This window comes from Bradyrhizobium sp. CCBAU 11357 (assembly GCF_028128865.1).
Classification (GTDB): Bacteria; Pseudomonadota; Alphaproteobacteria; order Rhizobiales; family Xanthobacteraceae; genus Bradyrhizobium.
The window spans coordinates 139,293-155,844 of sequence record NZ_LBJW01000113.1 but is presented as its reverse complement, the minus strand read 5'-3'; the positions used below and the strand labels follow the sequence as shown (position 1 = coordinate 155,844).

Annotated in this window: 14 protein-coding genes; 5 read left to right on the top strand and 9 right to left on the bottom strand. The window is 65.2% G+C overall.

Going from position 1 to position 16,552, the window contains the following annotated elements:
- Positions 1 to 52: 52 nt before the first annotated feature.
- From alkB to XI05_RS36620, 4 genes are all read right to left on the bottom strand, one after another.
- On the bottom strand, positions 53 to 706 hold the full coding sequence (alkB, locus tag XI05_RS36635; RefSeq protein ID WP_271511924.1) for a DNA oxidative demethylase AlkB: 654 nt from the start codon (positions 704 to 706) through the stop codon (positions 53 to 55).
- An 8-nt stretch (positions 707 to 714) separates the two neighbouring features.
- Positions 715 to 1,461 (bottom strand): 2OG-Fe(II) oxygenase, encoded by a 747-nt coding sequence (locus XI05_RS36630; protein ID WP_271510816.1) that lies wholly within the window; start codon positions 1,459 to 1,461, stop codon positions 715 to 717.
- Positions 1,462 to 1,649: 188 nt separating this feature from the next.
- Positions 1,650 to 2,336 (bottom strand): DUF2848 domain-containing protein, encoded by a 687-nt coding sequence (locus tag XI05_RS36625; RefSeq protein ID WP_271510814.1) that lies wholly within the window; start codon positions 2,334 to 2,336, stop codon positions 1,650 to 1,652.
- Positions 2,329 to 3,678, bottom strand: a complete 1,350-nt coding sequence (locus tag XI05_RS36620) for an amidase (RefSeq protein ID WP_271510811.1) — start codon at positions 3,676 to 3,678, stop codon at positions 2,329 to 2,331. Before XI05_RS36620 ends, XI05_RS36625 begins: the two co-directional genes overlap by 8 nt.
- Positions 3,679 to 3,865: 187 nt before the next feature.
- On the opposite strand from XI05_RS36620, the gene XI05_RS36615 reads away from it, so the two are divergent.
- The 4 genes from XI05_RS36615 to XI05_RS36600 all read left to right on the top strand — a co-directional run bounded on the left by XI05_RS36615 (position 3,866) and on the right by XI05_RS36600 (position 7,775).
- On the top strand, positions 3,866 to 4,279 hold the full coding sequence (locus XI05_RS36615; protein ID WP_271510810.1) for a Zn-ribbon domain-containing OB-fold protein: 414 nt from the start codon (positions 3,866 to 3,868) through the stop codon (positions 4,277 to 4,279).
- Positions 4,280 to 4,282: 3 nt separating this feature from the next.
- The gene (locus tag XI05_RS36610; RefSeq protein WP_260375471.1) at positions 4,283 to 5,422 is read left to right on the top strand and encodes a thiolase C-terminal domain-containing protein; all 1,140 of its coding nucleotides are present in this window, start codon (positions 4,283 to 4,285) and stop codon (positions 5,420 to 5,422) included.
- Positions 5,423 to 5,566: 144 nt separating this feature from the next.
- Positions 5,567 to 6,481, top strand: a complete 915-nt coding sequence (locus XI05_RS36605) for an SDR family NAD(P)-dependent oxidoreductase (RefSeq protein WP_271510809.1) — start codon at positions 5,567 to 5,569, stop codon at positions 6,479 to 6,481.
- A 415-nt stretch (positions 6,482 to 6,896) separates the two neighbouring features.
- On the top strand, positions 6,897 to 7,775 hold the full coding sequence (locus tag XI05_RS36600) for an SMP-30/gluconolactonase/LRE family protein (protein ID WP_271511922.1): 879 nt from the start codon (positions 6,897 to 6,899) through the stop codon (positions 7,773 to 7,775).
- A gap of 57 nt (positions 7,776 to 7,832) precedes the next feature.
- Here the strand turns inward: XI05_RS36600 and ppc are convergent, their stop codons facing one another.
- From ppc to XI05_RS36575, 5 genes are all read right to left on the bottom strand, one after another.
- The gene (ppc, locus tag XI05_RS36595; protein WP_271510807.1) at positions 7,833 to 10,631 is read right to left on the bottom strand and encodes a phosphoenolpyruvate carboxylase; all 2,799 of its coding nucleotides are present in this window, start codon (positions 10,629 to 10,631) and stop codon (positions 7,833 to 7,835) included.
- 425 nt (positions 10,632 to 11,056) lie between these two features.
- Positions 11,057 to 11,461: a YccF domain-containing protein gene (locus tag XI05_RS36590; RefSeq protein WP_271510805.1), complete on the bottom strand. Its 405-nt coding sequence runs from the start codon at positions 11,459 to 11,461 to the stop codon at positions 11,057 to 11,059.
- Positions 11,462 to 11,529: 68 nt separating this feature from the next.
- A complete protein-coding gene (locus XI05_RS36585; protein WP_271510803.1) occupies positions 11,530 to 12,621 on the bottom strand; it encodes a rhomboid family intramembrane serine protease in 1,092 nt (363 codons plus the stop codon).
- A gap of 266 nt (positions 12,622 to 12,887) precedes the next feature.
- Complete coding sequence (locus XI05_RS36580) at positions 12,888 to 14,432, bottom strand: acyl-CoA synthetase (RefSeq protein WP_271510801.1); 1,545 nt, start codon at positions 14,430 to 14,432, stop codon at positions 12,888 to 12,890.
- Between the two features lie 141 nt (positions 14,433 to 14,573).
- The gene (locus XI05_RS36575) at positions 14,574 to 15,383 is read right to left on the bottom strand and encodes a crotonase/enoyl-CoA hydratase family protein (protein WP_271510800.1); all 810 of its coding nucleotides are present in this window, start codon (positions 15,381 to 15,383) and stop codon (positions 14,574 to 14,576) included.
- Between the two features lie 105 nt (positions 15,384 to 15,488).
- Here XI05_RS36575 and XI05_RS36570 point away from each other — a divergent pair, with 105 nt between their 5' ends.
- Positions 15,489 to 16,361, top strand: coding sequence for an SDR family oxidoreductase (locus XI05_RS36570; RefSeq protein ID WP_271510798.1), 873 nt, complete (start codon positions 15,489 to 15,491; stop codon positions 16,359 to 16,361).
- Positions 16,362 to 16,552 lie beyond the last annotated feature (191 nt).

Sequence of the window (16,552 nt, the reverse complement as noted above, 5' to 3'; positions counted from 1 at the left end):
GGGAGTATGGATTCCGGGCCTGCGCCTTACGGCGCATCCCGGAATGACAAGGTCAGCGCGTCCTGCGAAAAGTCAGATTGATCCGCTTCCTTCCCAGCAGCGGATGCTCGCCGTCGGCGAGCGGCGCGACGCCGTGGTAGGCGAGCCTGCTGGCCCCGCCCCAGACCACCGCGTCGCCATGGACGAGCCGGAAGCGGCGCGGCTTGTCGCTGCGCGCGAGGCCGCCGAACAGGAAGGTCGCGGGCAGGCCGAGCGAGACCGAGACGATCGGTGCGGAATAATCCAGCTCGTCCTTGTCCTGATGCAGCGACAGCCGCGTGCCCGGCTCGTAGCAATTGACGAGGCAGGCATCGGGGCCAAAACGTTCAAAGCCGCCCTGCTCCGCGGCGCGGCGGGCGAGATCGGCGAACAGCGGCGGCATCGCCGGCCATGGGGCAGCGGTGCGCGGATCGATGGGGTCGTAGCGATAGCCGGTGTGATCGGTGATCCAGCCGCGCTCGCCGCAATTGGTCATCGCCACCGACATCTGATGGCCGCCGGGCGTCGTCATCCGTCGGAACGGCGACTGCGCCACGATGGCGCGCACGGCGTCGATCAGCCCGCTCTCGATCGGCTTGACGAAGCCGCGCAGCAGCACGGCGCCGTCGGCGATCGCCTCGCGCGGCGGCTGCGCCTCGGCGACGCTGTCGAACAAATCACCCGTCAATCCAGCGCTCATTTGGCCTCGTGGAAGATCACACCCAGCGTGTGGCGCTGGCCGGACCTGATCCGGCTGACGCCGTGGCGGAGATTAACGCGGTAGGTGCCGCGTGTCCCCTGCACCGGGCGATGATGCACAGCGAAGGCGACCGCATCGCCCTGCGCCAGCGGCACCACTTCGGCCCGCGACTGCATGCGTGGGCGCTGCTCGGTCAGCACGAACTCGCCGCCGGTGAAATCGCGTCCGGGCTCGGAGAGCAGAATCGCGACCTGGAGCGGGAACACGTGCTCGCCATAGAGGTCCTGGTGCAGACAATTGTAGTCGCCGGCCTCATATTGCAGCAGCAGCGGCGTCGGCCGCGCCTGCCCGGCGTCGTGGCAGCGTTTCAGGAACGCCGCATGCGAGGCGGGATAACGGATGTCGATCCCCATCGCCCCGTTCCAGCGATTGGCGACGGCTTGGAGATGCGCGTAGAGCGCGGGGCGGAGCTGCGCGATCAGATCGGGCAGCGGATAGGAAAAGTACTTGTACTCGCCGCGGCCAAAGCCGTGGCGGCCCATGACGATGCGGCTGCGGAAGTGCGCATCGTCCGGGTAGAGCGCGGCGATGGCGCGGCATTGGTCCGGCGTCAGCAGGTTCTTCAGGACGGCGCAGCCCTGGGAATCGAGCTCGGCGGTGATTTGGGGCCAGTCGAGGGCATCGACGTGGGCGACGAGGTCGGCGGATGGCTTCTGGGGCGATTTGCGTGCTGTTGCTGTCATGGCTGCGACCTTCGCAAAGCAGACTCGCCCTCCGCCACCCGATTTCCGATGACTATCTCCCCGTCATTGCGAGCGAAGCGAAGCAATCCAGAATCTCTACGCGGAGACAGTCTGGATTGCTTCGTCGCAAGGGCTCCTCGCAATGACGGAGGAGAGAGTCGCGCTCGCAATGACGGTGAGGAGAGAACTCAGCCCCGCACCGGCAGCGTCGTCACGTCATACCCGTGCCGGATCGTCCGCTTCAGCACGGGATCCTCCAGCTCGAAGTCGAAACGGTCGGCGGGGCGGATGCCGCCCTTGGCGGCGAAGGTGCCGCCGAACATGGCGCTGCCGTCGGGGAACTTGCCACCGCCAAAGCCGCGCGCGATGAGGTCAGCGACCGGCAGCATCGCATCCAGCGTGCCCTCCTGGTAGAGTACACGCTCGCCCTTGATGGTGGCGTAGGAACGCAGGATCATCTTGTCCCAATGGCCGATCACGTCCTCGAGCTCCCAGAGCGTCGAGGCGATCGGCTTGTCGCACATCTGCTTGGAGACCGTGACGCTGTAGGCCTCGACCTTGCGGTCGGTGTGATCGGAGCCGCAGCCGACGAAGATGCGGCCCTGCCAGCCGATCAGCACGAACTCGACCTCGCCGGAGGAATCGCCACCGGTGCATTCGATGCTGTCTTCCTGGGTCAACCGCCGCGCCGAGGCGCGGTAGTAGATCGGCGTCGAGGCCGGGCGGGCGATGCCCATCTCCTCCAGCTCGGCGATGTGCTTGTCGCGCGCGACCGTGTCGCGGCCGGTCCAGCCGGCGATGACCAGCTGGTCGATCGCCAGCGTCAGCGGCGTGGTGGCGTCCTTGGCGTCGATGGTGAAAGTCAGGTCAAACACGAATGACGGCCTCCATGCCGGCGGCAAGTTCGAAAATGCGATGGTCCGAGCCGCCTGCGCCCGCCAGCATCAGGCCGACGGGAACGTCGCCCTCGCGATGACAGGGCAGCGAGATGGCGCAACCGTCGATCAGGTTGATCAGGCTGCAATTGCGCAAGGCGCGGATGTTCTCGCGGGTGAAGGCCTGATCGTCGGCGAGGTCGGCGATCTTCGGCGGTGTGTTGGGCGTCGTCGGCAGCACCAGGGCATCATAGGGCGCCATGCGCGCGTTGACGCGCGCGATCAGCGAGCGGCGTTCGTTGAGCAGGTCGATGTAGTCGGCTGCGCTCTGCGCCTCGCCGCGCATGATGCGCACGGCGACCCTGGGATCGTAGACGTCGCCCTTGGCCGTGATGAGATAGCGGTGCCAGGCATAGCTCTCGGAGGCCGCGAAGCCGCCCTTGGCATTCATCGGGCCGACGTCGTGGAACTCCGCCATCTCGATCCGCTCGATGATGGCGCCGTGATCGGCGAGCGTCTTCAGCGCGCGTTCGAAGGTCTCGGAGACCGCCGCGTCGAGATCGTCGAGCGCGATCGTGGTGGGCACCGCGAGCCGCATGCCCCTCACGGGCCGCGGCTTCAGCGCGACGATGGGCTCGCTCGCGAGCACGGCATCGAGTATGGCACAGCAGCTGACCGATCGCGCCAGCGGCCCGATGCTGTCGAGCGAGAACGACAGCGGCACCGCGCCGTCCAGCGGCACGCGGCGCTGCGTCGGCTTGTAGCCGACGATGCCGTTATAGGCGGCCGGAATGCGGCAGGAGCCGCCGGTGTCGGTGCCGAGCGCGCCATGCGCCATGCCGTCGAGCACGGACACCGCGGCGCCCGAGGAGGAGCCGCCGGGCACATGGCCCACGGCCCGGTTCCAGGCGCCTTTCGGCGTGCCGTAATGCGGATTGATGCCGATGCCGGAATAGGCGAACTCGGTCATGTTCGTGCGCCCGATCAGCACGAAGCCGGCCTTGCGCAGCCGCGCGACCGCCGCCGCATCGTGCTCCGCCGGATCGGAATCGTCGAGCGCACGGGAGCCGGCGCGCGTGGTCTGCCCCTTGATGTCGAAGAGATCCTTGATCGAGATGGGAATCCCGGCATAGGGCGACGGCGCCGCCTTGGCCTTGCGCAAGGCATCCATCGCATCGGCGGCCGCAAGCGCGGCGTCCTTGTCGACATGGATGAAGGCGCGCTGGCCCTCGCCGGCGGGGTCGGCGATCCTGGCGAGGCAGGCCTCGACCAACTTGCGGGAGGTGGTGCGGCCGCTTTCGAGGTCTTCGGCGAGCTGCGCCAGTGTCGGAAAATCGGGCATGTCTGTCTCACGGAATATTCGCGCGCAATCTATAGCGCTGGCTCAGCTCGACACAAGCATTGTGCGCATGATGGCATGCATGCGCATTGCTGGACCGTTGACGCGCCATGGTCGATTGTCGCATCAAGTTCGAAACCGGCGGGCGCGAGGCCTGTCGCTCGGGAGACTCTTGGGAGGAGCCGCCAACATGGCCGAACCGCAGCGCGCGCGACCGAAACCGACGCCGGAAACCCAGCATTTCTGGGATGGCACCAAGGCCGGCGAATTGCGCCTGCAGCGCTGCGATGCCTGCGCCCACGTCTATTTCCCGCCGCGCCCGTTCTGCCCCTCCTGCGCCTCGCGCAAGGTCAGCATCTTCAAGGCGAGCGGCAAGGGCTTTCTCTACAGCTACGTGATCAACCACCGGCCCGCCGCGCCCGGCTTCACGCCGCCTTACGCCATCGCGGTGGTCGAGCTCGACGAAGGCCCGCGGATGATGAGCAACATCATCGACTGCCCGCAGACGCCTGAGGCGCTCGCGCTCGACATGAAGCTCGAGGTCGCGTTCCAGGAGCTCGACGACAAGATCACCCTTCCCGTCTTCCGTCCGGCGAAGGGGTAGACCATGCGCAAGAACCAGGTTGCCGTCGTCGGCGCAGCCGAGACCACCGAGCTCGGTGTCATCCCCAACGCCTCGCAGCTCCAGCTGCATGCGGACGCCGCGCTCAACGCCATTGCCGACGCCGGGCTGAAGCTCTCCGACATCGACGGCTTTGCCACCGCGGTCGAAACGCCGCAGCAGGTCTGCCATTATCTCGGCATCAAGCCGACCTGGGTGGACGGCACCTCGGTCGGCGGCTGCTCCTTCATGCTGCATGTCCGGCACGCGGCGGCGGCGATCGAGGCGGGTCTCTGCAAGACGGTGCTGATCACCCACGCCGAGAGCGGCAAGTCGATGATCGGCAAATTGCCGCGCTCGACGCCGGCCGACAGCCTCAACGGCCAGTTCGAGGCGCCCTACGGCGTCTACGGCCCGCCCAGCATGTTCCCGATCCCCGTGCTGCGCTTCATGAAGACCTACGGCATTACCCACGAGCAATTGGCTTCAGTGGCGGTGGTGCAGCGGGAATGGGCGGCGAAGAATCCGCGGGCGATGATGAAGGATCCGATCACGGTCACTGACGTCCTCAACTCGCGCATGATCGCCTATCCGTTCCGGCTGCTGCAGTGCTGCCTCGTCACCGACGGCGGCGGCGCGCTGATCCTGACCTCGGCCGACCGCGCCAGGGATTTTCCGCGGAAGCCGGTCTACATCATGGGCACCGGCGAGAGCGTCGAGACGCCGATGGTCAGCCAGATGGAGACGTTCAACTCCTCGCGTGCGTTCAAGACGGCGGGGCCGCTGGCCTTCAAGGAGGCCGGCATCGCGCACGGGGACGTCGATCATCTCATGATCTACGACGCATTCGCGCATCTGCCGCTGTTCGGCCTCGGCGATCTCGGCTTCATGCCGTACGAAGAAACCGGCCAATTCATCGCCGACGGCAACACGCGGCCTGGGGCCAAGCTGCCGCTCAACACCAACGGCGGCGGATTGAGCTACATGCATTCGGGCATGTACGGCATGTACGCGCTGCAGGAGAGTGTCCGCCAGATGCGCGGGATCGCGCCGGCGCAGGTGCCGAACGCGAAGATTTCGGTGTGCCACGGCGTCGGCGGCATGTTCGCCGCGAGCGGCACGATCGTGTTCACGAACGAGAGGTAGTTGCTGTCATTCCGGGGCGGCGCGAAGCGACGAGCCCGGAATCCATCGTGCAGCGAGCGAGGCGGAGAAATGGATTCCGGGCTCGCGCCAAGTGGCGCGCCCCGGAATGACGGCGGAATTTAAGGCGAATAGCGGAGAACCCACATGAGCAAATCACTGCAAGACAAGGTCATCATCGTCACTGGCGCAGGGCGCGGCATCGGGCGCGACATTGCGCTCTTGTGCGCGGCCGAGGGCGCCAAGGTCGTCGTCAACGATCCCGGCGGAGCTGCCGACGGCGCGGGCGCGAACGCGGCGCCCGCCGAGGAGGTGGTCGAGGAGATCAAGAAGCGCGGCGGCACGGCGGTCGCCAATTTCGAGAGCGTTGCGGAAGCTATTCCCGCCAGCAAGATCGTGAAGACCGCGACCGATCATTTCGGCCGGCTCGACGGCGTCGTCAACAATGCCGGCATCTTGCGCGACATGATCTTCCACAAGATGAGCGTGGAAGCCTTCGAGGCCGTCATCAAGGTGCATCTGATGGGCTCGTTCTACGTCAGCCACGCCGCGGCGCGCATCTTCCGCGAGCAGGAATCGGGCTCGTTCGTGCACTTCACCTCGACCTCGGGCCTGATCGGCAATTTCGGCCAAGCCAACTACGCGGCGGCCAAGCTCGGCATCGTCGGGCTGTCGAAGTCGATCGCGCTCGACATGGGCCGCTTCAACGTCCGCTCCAATTGCGTCTCGCCGTTCGCCTGGACGCGCATGATCGGCACCATCCCGACCGAGACCGACGCGGAGAAGGCGCGCGTCGAGAAAATCAAGCAGATGGGCCCGGAGAAGATCGCCCCGCTCTGCGGCTATCTGCTCGGCGATTCCGCCAAGGACGTCACCGGCCAGATCTTCGGCGTGCGCATGAACGAGATCTTCCTGTTCAGCCAGAACCGCCCGATCCGCTCGGTGCAGCGGAGCGAAGGCTGGACGCCGCAGTCGATTGCGGAACACGGCATGCCGGCGCTGAAGGGCTCGTTCTACAAGCTCGACCGCTCCGCCGACATCTTCACTTGGGATCCGGTGTAACCGATCCCTGCCTTTGCTGCATCGCGATCTCCGGTTGTCCAGCCGGAGATCGCCCGCTTTACGCCCGATTGCGGGCGGATGGTTTGCTCCCAATAAAAAAATCGGGAGGCAACCATGACCAAAACCACTGACCATTCCCGCAAATAGCAGCGAGCCCTCTCTCGCGCGCCGCACGCTGTTGAAGGGCGCTGCCGCCGCAGTCGCGGCGACGGGCGTCACCATGAACGGAGCCTTGAACGGAGCCTTGGCGGCTTCCGTCGCGCCCCTTGGCCAGACCGGCGCACCGACGAGATCGACGGCGCCGCTGCCGCTCGGACCATTGCCGGGCAGCCGCTACCCCGACTCTCATCTGGAATCGGCCAAGAAGGGACCGCCGACTTTCGGTCCTTCCGGCTTTCCGGCCTTCGCCGGCACCATGGCGGTCGAGCGTGTCGCAACCGGCTTCCGCTGGGCCGAGGGGCCCGTCTATTTCGCAGCCGGCCGATACGTGCTGTTCAGCGACATTCCGAACAACCGCATCATGCGTTTCTGCGAGGACGACGGTCACCTCAGCGTCTATCGCCAGCCCTCGATGAACTCGAACGGCAACACGATCGATCGCGAGGGACGCCTGATCACCTGCGAGCACAGCGGCCGGCGTGTGACGCGGACCGAGCTCGACGGCTCGATCACGATCATTGCCGACAAATACAACGGCAAGCGGCTGAACTCCCCGAACGATGCGGTGGTGACTGCCGATGGTGCGATCTGGTTCACCGATCCCGCCTACGGCATCGGCGGTTTCTATGAGGGGATCAAGGCCGAGCCCGAGCAGGACAAGAAGAACGTCTACCGCGTCGATCCGAAGTCCGGAGAGGTCAAGGTCGTGGTCGACGATTTTGTCGAGCCCAACGGGCTTGCCATCTCACCCGACGAGAAGAAGCTCTACGTCTGCGACACCGGGTTCACCGACGGGCCGGACAATCCTTCGCATATCCGCGTGTTCGACCTCGACGTCGCGGCAGGCAAGGTCTCCAACAGCAAGGTCTTTGCAGACATGCCGAAGCCCGGCATCACCGATGGCGTTCGCTGTGACACCGAGGGGCGGGTCTGGTGCTCGGTTGGCTGGGGCGATCCGAACGAAGACGGCGTGCGCTGCTATACGTCCTCGGGCGAACTGCTCGGCAAGATCCACATTCCCGAGACCGTGGCAAACCTGTGCTTCGGCGGCCAGCAGCGCAACAGGCTCTATATTTGCGGATCGACCTCGCTTTATGCCGTCTACACCAGCGTGCAGGGCGCGATGAAGCCGTGAGTTGGTGACGTCGAGGTTCCGGGTTCGCCCTTCGGGCGCCCCGGAACGACGTTGCAGCTACCCGGTATTCCGCAACCCCGCCGAGATGCCGTTGATCGTCAGCTGGATCCCGCGCAGCACCTGCTCGTCAGGGTTCTGCGCGCGGTGCTCTCTCAAGAGCTCAACCTGCACGTGGTTGAGCGGATCGAGATAGGGGAAGCGGTGGCGCACGGAGCGCTCCAAGAGCGGGTTGCCCTGGAGCAGCCGGTCCTGGCCCATGATGTCGAGCAGCGTTTCGATGCAGGAATGCCATTCGCGGCGGATGCGGCCAAAAATCTTTTCGCGCAAGGCCTCGTCCGGCACGAGCTCGGCATAGCGCGAGGCGATCGCGATCGAGCTCTTAGCCAGCACCATGTCCATGTTCGACAGCAGCATGCGGAAGAACGGCCATTCCTTGTAGAGCTCTTTCAGGAACGGCATGCCCTGCTCTGGATGCTCCGCGATCCACTGCTCGACCGCGCTGCCGAAACCGTACCATCCCGGCAGCATCAGGCGGCATTGCGCCCAGGAGAACACCCAGGGAATGGCGCGCAGATCCTCGATCGCGCGGGTCTTCTTGCGCGAGGCCGGACGGCTGCCGATGTTGAGCGTGGCGATCTCGTTGATGACGGTGGACGACCAGAAGTAATCGACGAAGCCTTCGGTCTCGTAGACGAGGCCGCGATAGGCCTTGAAGGCGAGATTCGAGAGTTCGTCCATCGCGGTCAGATATTCGCGGCGCGGCGCGCTCTGGCGCGGATGCAGGAGACTCGCCTCCAGCGTCGCGGCGGCGAGAATTTCCAGATTGTTGCGGCCGACCTCGGCGTTGGAATATTTCGACGAGATGATCTCGCCCTGCTCGGTGATGCGGATCTGGCCGTTCACCGCGCCGCCGGGCTGGGCGACGATGGCGTCATAGCTCGGCCCGCCCCCGCGCCCGACAGAGCCGCCGCGGCCGTGGAACAGGCGCAAGCGCACGTGATGGCGCTCGAACACCTCGACGAGGCCGATCTCGGCCTTGTAGAGCTCCCAGCCCGAGGTGACGAACCCGCCGTCCTTGTTCGAGTCGGAATAGCCGAGCATGACCTCCTGCACGCTGCCGCGGCTGTCGACGAGGCGGCGATAATCGTGCAGCGACAGCATGCGATCCATGATGCTGCTCGAGGCCTGCAGGTCCTCGATGGTCTCGAACAGCGGCACGATGTTGATGGCGCTGCGCCCGGAAGGATGGACGAGGCCGACCTCCTTCAAGAGCACGGCGACCTCGAGCATGTCGGACATGCCCTTGCACATCGAGATGATGCATTGGGGAATGGCGTCCGAGCCGAACTTCGCATGCGCTTCCGCGGCGGCATGGAACACGTTGAGCTCGCCCATGGTCTCGTCGCTGTATTTGACGAAAGGAGAGACCAGCGCGCGCGTCGAGCGCAACTCGTTCGTCAGCAGCGAGATGCGGGCCTCCTCGCCGAGCGCGAGATAGGACATGCCGGGGTTGGCGGCGTCGATCAGCTCGGCGATGGTGCGCTCGTGCACCGCCGAGTTCTGACGGATGTCGAGCCGGGCAAGATGGAAGCCGAAGCAGTCCACCGCGCGGCGCAACAGCCGCAGCCGGCCGCGGGCGATGACGCGGGCATTGTTGGAAATCAGCGAGCGGTGCAGCACGTCGAGATCGGCCTGCAACTCCCTGACGCTCTCGTAAGGCGCCGCCTTGCCGACCGGCCGGCGCGTGATCTCGACTTCGAGCTTTTCAGCCGTCGCGGTGAGCCGGGCATAGATGCCTGAGACCGCGAGGCGATAGGGCTCCCCGCTCCGATGCGGCGAGGTGTCCGGCGAGCGCTCCGCCAAATTGCGCAGCTCCTCCGAGACGTCGGCGAGATGGGCTGCGATCGACAGCTCGGCGCCGAGCACGTGCAGCTCGTTCAGATAGAACTGCATCACCCGGCTCGACTGCAGCCGCAGCGTGCCGCGCATCACGTCGGCGGTGACGAAGGGGTTGCCATCGCGATCGCCGCCGATCCAGCTGCCCATCCGCAGGAACGAGGCAAGCTCGCTCGCGGCCGCCTCGCCGCCCTCCTCAAGCCGGTCCTCCAGCACGTTGACGAGGCGCGGCACCTCGCGCAGGAAGGTGTAGTCGTAGAACGACAGGCCGTTGGCGACCTCGTCCAGCACGGTGAGCTTGGTCCGGCGCAAGAGATTGGTCTGCCACAGCGTCAGCACCTCGCGGCGCAGCTGCTCGTCGCCGGCATCGGCCTCCTCCGCGGTCATGGCGACACGCTCGCGGCGATCGAGCAGGGCTGCGATCTCCATCTCGCGGTCCATGGTGCTCTTGCGGCGGACCTCGGTCGGGTGCGCGGTCAGCACCGGGCTGACCAGCGCGGTCTTGAAGAAGCTGCGGAGCTGATCGGGACCGATGCCCGCCGCCTTGGCGTGCGCCAGCGTTTCCGCCAGCACGCCGGAGCCGCCGTTCTTTGCGGCGCTGCGCGCACGCATCTGGCGGATGTTGTTCTGGTCCTCGGCGATGTTGGCAAGATGCGAGAAATAGCTGAAGGCACGGACGATCCGCACCGTCTCGGAGGTCGACATGCTGTCGAGGATCTGCTCGAGCTCGCGGCGGGCGAGCCGGTCCTCGTCGCGGTGGAACCGGATCGAGGTCTGGCGGATGCGCTCGACCAGGTCGAACAATTCGGCGCCCTCCTGGTCGCGCACGGTGTCGCCGAGAATGCGCCCGAGCAGGCGGATGTCGTCCCGCAGCCGGGCATCGGCCTCCATGGCCTGAACATCCTCAGGGCGGTTGGGGCGAAGCTCAGTGGCGTCGGATGGTACGGTCTGGAGGGACATGGCTCGCTCCCCTGCTCGCGCCCTTGGCGGCCCGGTCCGGCGGAGTGTGCGATATTTTTCTGCCGCAGTGCAAGATGAAGTTGGGGGCGGCGCGGCGGGGCGAAGATTTCTTGTCCCGGACGCGCTGCAACGCCCCTTAGCGTTGCAGCGCGTCCGGGACCGAGGAGCGACAGAGCACATGTGCCGCGACATGGGCCCCGGCTCTGCAGCGCATCGCTGAACCGGACGATGCTTCGCATCGCCGGGGGAGCGCTGCGCTGCGTCCGGGGCACGAGAATGACCGGCCTTGTCAACAAACATGCCTTCGCGGTCTCGCAGTGCTCGGGACATCCCGGCGAAGCGAAACTGATCATGTTTCATCATCAGATGAGCAGATGATGGGTTTCGCTTCGCCCTACCCATCCTACGTGTTCTGCGCCTTCACCCTATGCCGGCACGATCACCTTGCCGATCGGCCAGAGCGCGATGCCGGCGAGCTTCAGGTGGGCCCAGGCGAAGGGGATGCCGATGATGGTGATGGCGAGCGCCAGTGCGGTCAACAAGTGGCCGAGCGCCAGCCACCAGCCGGCCAGAACGAACCAGATGATATTGCCGATCACCCCGAGCGGGCCGGTGCCGATATCGCTCATGCCGGTGACGTCATAGCGATTGACCGCCCGCGAGCCGAACGGCAGCAGCGTGTAGACGGCGATGTTGAACGCCGCCCGCGCCCAGGGCAGGCCGATGATGGTGATGGCCATGATGACCGCAGCGATCACCCAGCCGAACGCCATCCAGGCGCCGCCGATGAGGATCCAGAGGATGTTGAGGAGAATGGATACGGGAGCCATGGGATTTAGGAGCCTCGAGATTATATCCACGTGGAGCAGGCTGGCATATATAGGCGCGATCTCCGGAATCAAAGACCGTGGCGACGACTGCGTTCGGCTCGCAGTGACGTGCCGACGAATCCAACATCCGCGATCCCTCGCAAAATCTCCTTCGCACCGAGACAAAGCGTCAGCGCGGCGACGCCAACCGCGGCAAGTCCCGAGATGAGAATGGAATTCGGGCAGAATATGACAAGAAACAGGTCGAGCGGAATGTATCCAATTGGCATGTGCGGCCAGCAAGCAAATGCCAACGCCCAGCCGCACAACAGCACTGCAGCAGCGTTCGCTCCGGCCAGGGCCGGCACGACGACCGCGAGCCCCTTTTTCATAGAGAGCGCGAGATCGACCATCTTCACGACGGCACAGCATGCGACCACGATGACGACCAGCAGCCCCCATGCGGAAGCGGCGGTAGCGATGCTCTGAGCCGGACCGCTCCAGACCCACAGCGCGATGACGCAGGCTAGCAGGGTCAGGTTAACCTTGACGATCTCGGGAAACTTGCAACGAAGCGTCCAGGCATTCGCTTTTTCGACAAGGTCGAGCAATGCGCAAGTGATCAATCCGGCTGCAAAACCGCCGAGATGAACGCCCCAGTCGACCCTCGAACTGCCGAACGCGAACGCAATGTTCAATCCGATGTTTATAGCGAAGAAGTCGAACCCGACGTCGAGCTTGCCGAGTATCCACAGGCAGAGCAGCGCGCCGAGGATGCCCGACGTGGCGCCGGACGCCCCGACTGTCAAATAAGGCGTGGAATGGATGCCGTTGCCGATGACGGCACCGAACACCATCGCGCAAAGGTAGATGATAAGAAAATAGGCTGGCCCGACTCGCCGCTCGAGATGCGCCCCCCACAGCACCAGGCACAACATGTTCATGGTGAGGTGGACGAAATCAACGTGCAAGAAGCCATACGCGACGAGGCGCAAGTATTCGTGCCGCGCGATTGCGGCCGCATACATGCCGCCGGACCGATACAGCAACTCCGCCGGCGCCGACGTGCCGCCCGCCAGGATGAAGCAGAAACCCGACGCGAGGACAGTGACCGTCATCAGCACGTAGACGGCGGCATGGGGGACTTCGAAGAAACCAGGACTGGCACGGTACGAGGGCATGGATGATCGCAGCGGGGTTGGCGTGGGTACGCCAATCTAGCCGAGCCGATCGATGATTGCTACTCCAGCGCGTACCAGGAAGTCTCGGCTACCGCTCATCGATCTTCGGCTCGCGCTTCTCTATGAAGACCTTCATGGTTGATCGCGGTCGGCGATGACGCGGCGCTGCGGCCGTTGCCGTCGCGCTCCTTGCGCAGGTCGAGCCCGATGCAGGACGTAAGCGAAATTGGTGGGCACGCTTCCGCTTTGCCCACCCTACGATATCGTCAGATCTTCCGGCCCGCCTGCTCCCAATAGGGATCGCGCAGGCGGCGCTTGAAGATTTTTCCGGAATCTTCGCGCGGCAGGCCGCTGCGGATCTCGATGTGCTTGGGCACCTTGTAGTCGGCCAGATGCGCCTTCAGCGCGGCGCGGACATCGGAGGCAGCGAGCGCGATCCCGGGTTGCGGCTCCACCACCGCCATCAGCGCTTCGCCGAACTCGGCGTCGGGGATGCCGAACACGGCGCAATCATGCACGCCTGATACGGCGTGCAGCACGGATTCGATCTCGGCCGGATAGATGTTGACGCCACCCGATATCACCATGTCGCGCTTGCGGTCGCAGATGAAGACGTAGCCGTCATCGTCGATATAGCCGACGTCGCCGGAGGTGATGAAGCCGTCGCGGTCGATCTCGGCGCGCTTCTCCGGCTTGTTGTGATAGGTGAAGTCGGCCATCTCGGCCATGCGGGAATAGATCTCGCCGATTTCGCCGACGCCGAGCACGCGGCCGTCCTCGCCGATGAAGCGCAGCTCGGCGCCGGGCGAGATCTTGCCGACGGTGCCGGGCTTCTTCAGCGCATCCTCGGAGGTCGCGAAGGTCACGGCGCTGGATTCGGTCGAGCCGTAGAATTCGTAGATCACCGGCCCCCACCAATCGATCATGGCACGCTTGACGTCGGCCGGGCATGGCGCGGCGGCATGGATGACGTGGCGGAGCGAGGAGACGTCGTACTTTTTGCGCACCGCCTCCGGCAGCTTCATCAGGCGGATGAACATGGTCGGCACCATGAAGATGGTGTCGATCTCAAAGCGCTCGATCGCCTGCAGGAATTCCTCCGCTTCGAAGCGCGGCATCAGCACCAGCACCCCGCCGAGTTTTCCGGCGCGGATGCCGAACGAGTTCGGCGCGGAATGATAGAGCGGGCCCGGCAGGATTGCGCGGGCGCCGGGCTTCAGCCCGTAGATCATCGCGCGCATGCGCTCGCCGGCGGCCTGCTGATCCGGCGTCGGCGCCTTGCGGCGGACGCCCTTGGGATGGCCGGTCGTGCCCGACGTGTAGATCATGTTCATGGGCTGCGGCACGATCGGACCGTCATAGGGCGGATGTTGCGCGAGCCAGGCTTCGAAGTCGATCGCGAAGCTCGGCGTCGTCAGATGATCCGGATCGATCTTGTAGTTGGAGCGGATTTCGGGCGGCGTCGGCACGCTGAGCACGGTGACGCCACGCGGGATCGCATAGCGCAAACCATGCAGCATGTCGGCATGGGCGATCAGGACTGCGGTGCCGGAATCCCTCAGGATGTAGGTGATCTCCTCCGGCTTGAAGTGCCAATTGATCGGCACGCCATAGGCGCCCAGCCGCATCGCGGCGTAGGCAGCTTCCAGGAAGGCGATGTCGTTGCGCATCAGCATGCAGACGCTATCGCCTTGGCGGACGCCGATTTTGGCAAGGCCGCTCGCGATGCGGTCGGCGCGGTCAGCGACCTCGGCGTGGGAACGGCGCCGCTCGCCGGAGACGATGCCGAGGAAGTGGGACGTTTCGTTCATTTGTTGTTTTTCTTTGTTGGGGTTTGTGTCGTCATTCCGGGGCGATGCGCAGCATCGAACCCGGAATCCATTTCACAGCGGACGATGCGGCTCGATGGATTCCGGGCCTGCGCCTACGGCGCATCCCGGAATGACAGGAGGCTAATCCACATACTTCGGCGCGCGCTTCTCCAGGTTGGCGCGCACCGCCTCGGTCTGGTTCGGGCTGCCGATCAGCTTCTGCTGCTCGACGGATTCGGCGAGCAGCGCCGGGCCCGGATCGACCGAAAGATTATTCAGCATCCGCTTGACGGCGCGGATCGCATCGGGGCTTTTTCCTGCGATCTCGCGCGCGACGTCCAGCGCCGCAGCACGCGGATCGTCGCAGATGCGCGTGGCGAGGCCGTAAGCCATCGCCTCCTGCGCGGAGAAGATGCGCCCGGTGTAGGTGAGATCGCGCAGGATGTCGTCGCGCACCAGCGAGGCCAGGATCGGCGTGCCTGCCATGTCGGGCACGAGGCCCCATTTGATCTCCATGATCGACATCCGCGCATCCGGGCTGAGAAAGCGCATGTCGGCGCCGAGCGAGAGCTGGAAGCCGCCACCGAAGGCGACGCCGTGCACGGCGGCGATCACGGGCATCGGAAGCTGGCGCCAGCCCCACACCGCCTGTTGCGCAAAATTGGCCTTGCCATAGGTGCGCACCGTGAGATCGCGATTTTCGCCACCCGGAATTCCGTTGCCGCCCTTCTCCTTCATGGCGGCAAAACGCCCCATGTCCAGCCCGGCGCAGAAGGCGCGGCCTTCGCCCGAGAGCACGACGGCGCGCACGCCTTTTTCCTTCGAAAGCCGATCGGTTGCGGCGACCAGGGCCTCGAACATGGGCTGATCCAGCGCGTTCATCTTGTCGGCGCGCACCAGGCGCACGTCGGCGACGCCTTCCGAGATCGAGATCGAGACGCGATCTTCCATGGATCAATTCTCCCCTGTTCTTGTTCGGTGCCGCTTTACAGGACGACGGCGGCCGGATTTAGTCAATCGACCAATTAACGGACAATCCCTACGGGGGAAACACCCATGTTCAAGGAAAATCTTCTGGCCGGCCGGCGCATCCTCGTGACCGGCGGCGGCACCGGTCTCGGCAAATCGATGGCGGAACGATTCCTGCAGCTCGGCGCCGAGGTGCACATTTGCGGCCGGCGCAAGATCGTCTGCGACGAAACCGCGACCGAGCTGATGGATCGCTACGGCGGCCGCGTCACCAGCCACGCCGTCGATATCCGCAACGCGCTCGCGGTCGAGGAGATGATCGAGACCATCTTCCGCGATGGTCCCCTCACCGATCTCATCAACAACGCGGCCGGCAATTTCATCTCGCGCACCGAGGAGCTCTCGCCGCGCGGCTTCGATGCGGTCGCCAACATCGTCATGCACGGCACGTTCTACGTGACACATGCGGTCGGCAAGCGCTGGATCGACTTGAAGCAGCCCGGCAACGTCGTCTCGATCACCACGACCTGGGTGCGCAACGGCTCGCCCTACGTGGTGCCGTCGGCAATGAGCAAGTCGGCGATCCACGCCATGACGATGTCGCTTGCCACCGAATGGGGACGACACGGCATCCGCCTCAACACCATCGCCCCGGGCGAGATCCCGACCGAGGGCATGAGCAAGCGCATCAAGCCGGGCGACGAGGCCGGCGCGCGCACCAAGGCGATGAACCCGATGGGCCGCGTCGGCACCATGGAGGAACTGCAGAACGTTGCCGTGTTCCTGATCTCCGGCGGCTGCGATTGGATCAACGGCGAGACCATCGCCATGGACGGCGCCCAGGCGCTGGCCATGGGCGGCAACTTCTACCAGCTCCGCGACTGGAGCGACGACGATTGGAAAACGGCGCGCGAGAGCATCATGGCGCAGAACGAGAAGGACCGCGCGAAGCGGGGATGATGCTTTCTCGTGCCCCGCACGCAGCGCAGCGCTTCCCCGGCGATGCGAAGCATCGTCCGGAGCGACGTGGTGCGCTGCAGAGCCGGGGCCCATCTCTCTTCGCACAAAGTAGCCTGCTGGGTCCCGGCTCTGCAGCGCATCACTACGTGCTGCGCAGCGTCCGGGACACGAACCGCGGCTGATGTTGTCCC

What these genes read in the sequence shown, in the direction of transcription:
- XI05_RS36630 (WP_271510816.1), bottom strand. Translation starts at nt 1,461, where the DNA reads ATGACAGCAACAGCACGCAAATCGCCCCAGAAGCCATCCGCCGACCTC.
- XI05_RS36585 (WP_271510803.1), bottom strand. Translation starts at nt 12,621, where the DNA reads ATGCCCTCGTACCGTGCCAGTCCTGGTTTCTTCGAAGTCCCCCATGCC.
- XI05_RS36590 (WP_271510805.1), bottom strand. Translation starts at nt 11,461, where the DNA reads ATGGCTCCCGTATCCATTCTCCTCAACATCCTCTGGATCCTCATCGGC.
- XI05_RS36605 (WP_271510809.1), top strand. Translation starts at nt 5,567, where the DNA reads ATGAGCAAATCACTGCAAGACAAGGTCATCATCGTCACTGGCGCAGGG.
- XI05_RS36570 (WP_271510798.1), top strand. Translation starts at nt 15,489, where the DNA reads ATGTTCAAGGAAAATCTTCTGGCCGGCCGGCGCATCCTCGTGACCGGC.
- ppc (WP_271510807.1), bottom strand. Translation starts at nt 10,631, where the DNA reads ATGTCCCTCCAGACCGTACCATCCGACGCCACTGAGCTTCGCCCCAAC.
- XI05_RS36600 (WP_271511922.1), top strand. Translation starts at nt 6,897, where the DNA reads ATGGCGGTCGAGCGTGTCGCAACCGGCTTCCGCTGGGCCGAGGGGCCC.
- XI05_RS36615 (WP_271510810.1), top strand. Translation starts at nt 3,866, where the DNA reads ATGGCCGAACCGCAGCGCGCGCGACCGAAACCGACGCCGGAAACCCAG.
- XI05_RS36620 (WP_271510811.1), bottom strand. Translation starts at nt 3,678, where the DNA reads ATGCCCGATTTTCCGACACTGGCGCAGCTCGCCGAAGACCTCGAAAGC.
- XI05_RS36610 (WP_260375471.1), top strand. Translation starts at nt 4,283, where the DNA reads ATGCGCAAGAACCAGGTTGCCGTCGTCGGCGCAGCCGAGACCACCGAG.
- XI05_RS36580 (WP_271510801.1), bottom strand. Translation starts at nt 14,432, where the DNA reads ATGAACGAAACGTCCCACTTCCTCGGCATCGTCTCCGGCGAGCGGCGC.
- XI05_RS36575 (WP_271510800.1), bottom strand. Translation starts at nt 15,383, where the DNA reads ATGGAAGATCGCGTCTCGATCTCGATCTCGGAAGGCGTCGCCGACGTG.